Source organism: Pseudomonas sp. CM25 (assembly GCF_013179705.1).
Taxonomy (GTDB): domain Bacteria; phylum Pseudomonadota; class Gammaproteobacteria; order Pseudomonadales; family Pseudomonadaceae; genus Aquipseudomonas.
Map to the genome: position 1 here is coordinate 1 of NZ_JABMCW010000380.1, position 4,777 is coordinate 4,777.

The window sequence follows — 4,777 nt, forward strand, 5'->3', positions numbered from 1 at the left end:
CGCATGATGCTGATCGGCGGCACAGGCCGTGGCTGATAACTGCGGACCTTGGCCTTCAGCCAGGCCTCAATGGTCGTGGCCTGCTCCAATGGATGACGCTCAAGCGCCCCACCCTCAAGCTTGCTCGGAAAGATCTCGATCACGATGGTATTTCACTCTCGGATATGACCGCTCAAAGTCGATCAGGCGCATGTTGGTCACCCCGGCAACGGGGTTGATCTCGAATACCCGCAGCTCGCCGTCAATCGGGACCACGACGCCGACGTGCGTGCAAAGCCCGCCATGGATCACTGCAGCGATAGCCCCCGGCACGGGCGGGCCTACCGGCATCAGGTCGGAGTACTTGGCGTAAGCCTTGGCGGAGGATCGGAGGTCGCGGCGGTCGATCGGGCCGAATGCCGGCAGCGGAGGCAGGCCGAGCACTTCCTCACGAATAGCCAGGACCAGGCCCCAGCAGTCGAGGAGGTATCGGCCGCCCACGACCTCGCCCCGCGCCCCGTCTTCATACGTCGCGGTGAAATATTTGTCGTACATGGGAATCCAGACTGGGCAAATAGCCAGTAACGCACCATCTATAGGTCGTAGTAGCTTTGCCAAAAAAGGAGTTTTGCAATGACAAGAGAATTTGAAGCTGAGAAAACGGTCGCGGAGTTCATGGCAGAGAAGCGACCAGGGGAGAAAGTAACTATCAAGTTCCAGGGTTCAGCGTCACCCGTCACTGCCCGATTCGAATTCACCGGGGGATGGATCGTCGAGCAGAAGTTGCATCCTGGGATGCCCTTGGAGTTCATCAAGGGGGAAGATCACCACCTCAAGAACCTTACAATCACTATCGAGCCTTACGATGGATTGAAGTGAAGCGTGGGTAGGCATCGCGTTTATTACCCTAACAGTTGTTGCCATGGTTCACCCTCCAGTCAGAGATGTGTCAGCCCTGGGGCAAAGTCTGTGGTGTATCGATCCCTGTTCCACATCATGTTGATCAGGTCGTAGTAGCCCGCCTCGACTTGGACAGTGGGCCCATCCATGGTCCCGCCGAACGAGGTCATGCGGTATGGTCGATCAGCGGGCTCGCCGGGAATGCTGGCAAGGTACTCGCGGTAAACCAGGGTGACCCTGGCCTCGGCGGCAAGTGAGGCGTCCAGCAGCTGCTGGGCCTCACCGGTCACGTTGTCGATCACGAAGGTCAACGTCTGCGCGCCCGAGTTGTCCTTGGCCGGCAGGGCCACGTCAATGGACGAAGCCAGGAACGTAACCGTTTTGCCTGCCTCAGTTGTCGCCCGGAAGTCATCGTAGTCCTGCACCAGGTACAGCGTCTTGTCCCAGGCGGGGCACGAGATCTCCAGCGTGGGGACGATGATGTCGCCACCGGATGCATAAACGATTTCGAGAGCCGTCATTTAGGGATCCTCCTAGTTCCGTAGGTTCCCTCCACTGCCTTCGAGTACCGACCATTCCGGCCAAGGCTAGAGTTAAAATCTGCCGCCACAGCGTCGAGGATGAGCGTCATGGTGGCCCCATCCATTTGCATCCGTGCGGTTGCAGGCTGCCCGTTGTTTATGATTTTCACATCACGCACCCCGCCTCCCCCGCCGCTGTTCTTCGCAACATCATCCAGCGTCCGATCAAGCTTGGCGCTGGTCTCGGCGGTTGTTACACGCTCGCCCTTCTTCAGGTTCCAGGTGCCATCAGCCGGCACGTAATCGATACCGTCGTGCGCCTGGCCATCCAGCGAGGCGCCAACAGCAGACATGAGCACACCAGCGGCGCCGGCGGCGGCGATTGCAGCACCAGGTGCAATGGCTGGACCCACGAAGGGAACGCCGATCATGGAAACGAAGGCGTTCAGGGCAGCCATGGCTACCTGCGCGGCGGCGAAGGATAGAAGCGCGTTGCCCATGGATTGAATGAACGTTGAAGCAAAGCCCTCAACATCGAGCTTTCCGGTCTCGGCCCACTCAGTGACGGCATCCGTCAGGTTGGCCAAGGTATCGGCGCCGACCTGCTGCATGCTGCCATAAAGGTCCATCGCCACCTCAGCCTGGGTGGCAAAGCCGCTGATGAAGCCGGCGGTGCCGTTCTGCTGCAGCTTGTCGATGTCCTGGTAGTACTTCTCCTGCATGGCCCGGCGTTTTTCCAAGGCTTTTTCGAGGATGTCGTTCTCGCGTTCGTACGCCGAATCCGAAACGTCGCCGGCTTCATGCCGCTGACGAAGATCCTCAAGCTGGTCCTGGTAGTCCTGCTCGATCGCCAGCATGTCCAGGGCGCGCTGCTTCATCTCGTCGCTGCTGTAGGCATTCAACAGCGGCGCATCCAGTGCGCGCTGGTCGATGTCCAGCTGCCGCTTCACGCTGGCATCAAACCCGGCGACCGCCTTGTCATCCTCCTTGGCCTGTTTCAGCTTTTTCAACTGGTCCAGTTCGGCCGCCAGACCTTTCAGGCGCTCCTGCTGCTTGACGCTCAGCCCCGTGAGATTTCCCGACTCCAGTTCGAACTGGAGCTTGGCAACTTCGGTGGCCTCCTTGCGCTTGTCGGTCTCCGTGTTGATCAGCGCGATCTGCCGCTTGTAGCCCTCTTCGGCTGTGTCGAACTGTCCCTGCAGCTTCTTGGCTGCTGCTTCGGCTGCTTTGGCGGCTGCTTGCTGATCAGGAGTATTTGCCGTGAATGTCCCTGGTGGAGTGATCGTCCCCAGTTCAGCTGCTGCTTTCTTGGCATCGATCACATACTGACGAATAGTGTCGCCGGCCAGCGGCTTTGAGAGCTCGCTATTGATTTCCTCTGCAGCAATACGTGCGTAACCGAAGTTGACCAGAGCATCCTGGCGCATGTTTTCGGCAGCGGTCCTAAACTCTCGAGAAGTTTCGCCGAAGGTGATGGCGCCAAGTACATCGTTACCGGCAGCACCCACACTGCGCAGGTAGTACATGGCAGTATCGAATGTACCGACAATTGTCTGTGCGGCGATGTTGAAAGCCCGTTTCGTGCCGTCTGCCAGACTGGCAACCACTGCAACAGCCTCAACTAAAGAATCAGCCAGAGAGCTGACCTGAGCTTTGAGCCCTCCGGCATCCTTGGTGGTGCTAACAAGATCCTTGGAAAGCTGTGCCAGCACAGGCATGAACTCAGCTGCTAGCGTTGTTTTCACAGCGCCCAGATAGGTGCCTAGCACAGTGAGTTCCGTGCTGAATTGCTTAGCTGCCAGAATGGTCGTTTCATCCATTATGGCGCCAGCAGCTTCAGCGGCATCGCCGTATTTTTTGAAGCCTTCGGCATTGTTACGCAGCAGAGGCAGCAAGGCTGTAGCATCGCTGGCTATAGCCTCAAGATAGAACGTCATTTCTGACTGACTGACGCCAGCTTTCTCAAGGCTAGATACATAAAGCCCGAGGGCCTGGCTGCCACTCAGATTACGGAACTGGTCAGCGGTGACGCCGACCTTCGGCGCGATCTGCTCGAAGAAGTCGGCCATCCCTCCGCCACCGGTGTTCAGAAAATCACCGACCTTGTCATTCACGTCCTTGAGAATGTCGGAAAGCTTGTCCTGCTCGATTCCAACAGTTCTGGCCCCTACGGCCATCCTCTGGAAATCAGTTACGCTGACGTTTGCTACTGCGGCAAGGTTGGATATCTCAGATGCTGAATTGACGGCTGAAACCATCATCGTCGTAAACGCAGTAACAGCAGTCGCTACACCTGCGCCTACAGCAACCCCAACCGCCTTGGCGCTCTTTTCAACCTCTTTACGCCATTTGGCGGAACTGCGCTCCGCCTTGTCCATGCCGGCTACAAATCCGCCAACCTGCGCAATAACGTCCAGAGTCAAAGTGCCCAACGATCTTGAGGCCATCTTTTTCTCCGAGAATAAAAAAGCCCGCTATATGCGGGCTAGTCATCAATTGGGGTACTGCTTTCTTAACGACTCCAGTCTGTCGGCGTCGCGGTCGGTGAACTCTCCATCACCGAAGAGCGGTTTACCATCTGCGCCATTGAGCCGAACGACCTCAACAGTGAACACAGCGTCCTTTGGTGGGTTAACCCTCTCCCAGGCCCCGAGAGAATTCGGGGTAAGAGACCAGCTTTGTGATTCACCAGGTTCCATTCCTCCGGCGATGGAGTAGTTGAAATCCTCAACAAGCCAAGGAACTGATCGGCCTGGAGAAGAAATTGTCCCTTTGAAGAAGGCGCGAGCGACAGCCTTGTCTGTTCCATTCTTAACAGAAAGCTCTACAACAGAATCATTCAAGAACGAATATTCGCCCTTTCGCTTGTAGAATCGAGACTTTAATACCTCGAACTTTTGAAGCTCGACCTTTGCAATCTCGCTCTTACCTTTCTTTTCTGTAAGTTCTGCAATTTCTGACAGTGCCTGCTGTTTTTCCCGAGCAGCTCGCGCCTCACGAACCCTTGCGGCTTCAGCAGAGACTTCTCCAGCGGTTTTCCCGCCGAGGGACGCAAGCATGCCTTCAGAAATATCGTCAGGCTTTTGTTTTCCGCTAATAACCTTTCCTAGATCCATATTCTGAAAAGCTAGCAGCATTACGTCTGCGCTAAACTGCTCTCGCTTTTCAGCAGGAAGGTTTTCCGCGACCTTGGACAGCGATTTTTTAAATGCCTCTTCAGAGCTGCCGTCAATCTTAGGCTCGCCACACCCTGAAAGCATAGCTGCGGCCATGGCCACGGCAATTAGTTTGCGCATCTGTCATCCCTCACAGGTTAAAAAACGGATGATAACAAATGCAGGCTAAAAGCCACTTACGTCCAGGTAGCAATAGCGTCC

Annotated in this window: 5 protein-coding genes; 1 reads left to right on the plus strand and 4 read right to left on the minus strand. The window is 56.2% G+C overall.

From position 1 onward, the window contains the following. Window positions 1–114 precede the first annotated feature (114 nt). Entirely contained in the window at window positions 115–534 is a 420-nt protein-coding gene (locus tag HP546_RS25995; RefSeq protein WP_172231426.1) for a hypothetical protein, read from the minus strand. A 78-nt stretch (window positions 535–612) separates the two neighbouring features. Here HP546_RS25995 and HP546_RS26000 point away from each other — a divergent pair, with 78 nt between their 5' ends. Further along, on the plus strand, window positions 613–858 hold the full coding sequence (locus HP546_RS26000) for a hypothetical protein (RefSeq protein WP_064614000.1): 246 nt from the start codon (window positions 613–615) through the stop codon (window positions 856–858). Window positions 859–917: 59 nt separating this feature from the next. On the opposite strand, the gene HP546_RS26005 is transcribed toward HP546_RS26000, so the two are convergent. Genes HP546_RS26005 through HP546_RS26015 form a run of 3 tightly spaced genes read right to left on the minus strand, consistent with a single transcriptional unit; the run spans window position 918 to window position 4,696 of the window. Then, window positions 918–1,400, minus strand: a complete 483-nt coding sequence (locus tag HP546_RS26005) for a DUF1833 family protein (protein ID WP_172231429.1) — start codon at window positions 1,398–1,400, stop codon at window positions 918–920. Then, window positions 1,397–3,847: a phage tail tape measure C-terminal domain-containing protein gene (locus HP546_RS26010; protein WP_172231432.1), complete on the minus strand. Its 2,451-nt coding sequence runs from the start codon at window positions 3,845–3,847 to the stop codon at window positions 1,397–1,399. The genes HP546_RS26005 and HP546_RS26010 overlap by 4 nt, the downstream gene beginning before the upstream one ends. Before the next feature lie 45 nt (window positions 3,848–3,892). After that, the gene (locus tag HP546_RS26015) at window positions 3,893–4,696 is read right to left on the minus strand and encodes a DUF6694 family lipoprotein (protein WP_172231435.1); all 804 of its coding nucleotides are present in this window, start codon (window positions 4,694–4,696) and stop codon (window positions 3,893–3,895) included. Window positions 4,697–4,777 lie beyond the last annotated feature (81 nt).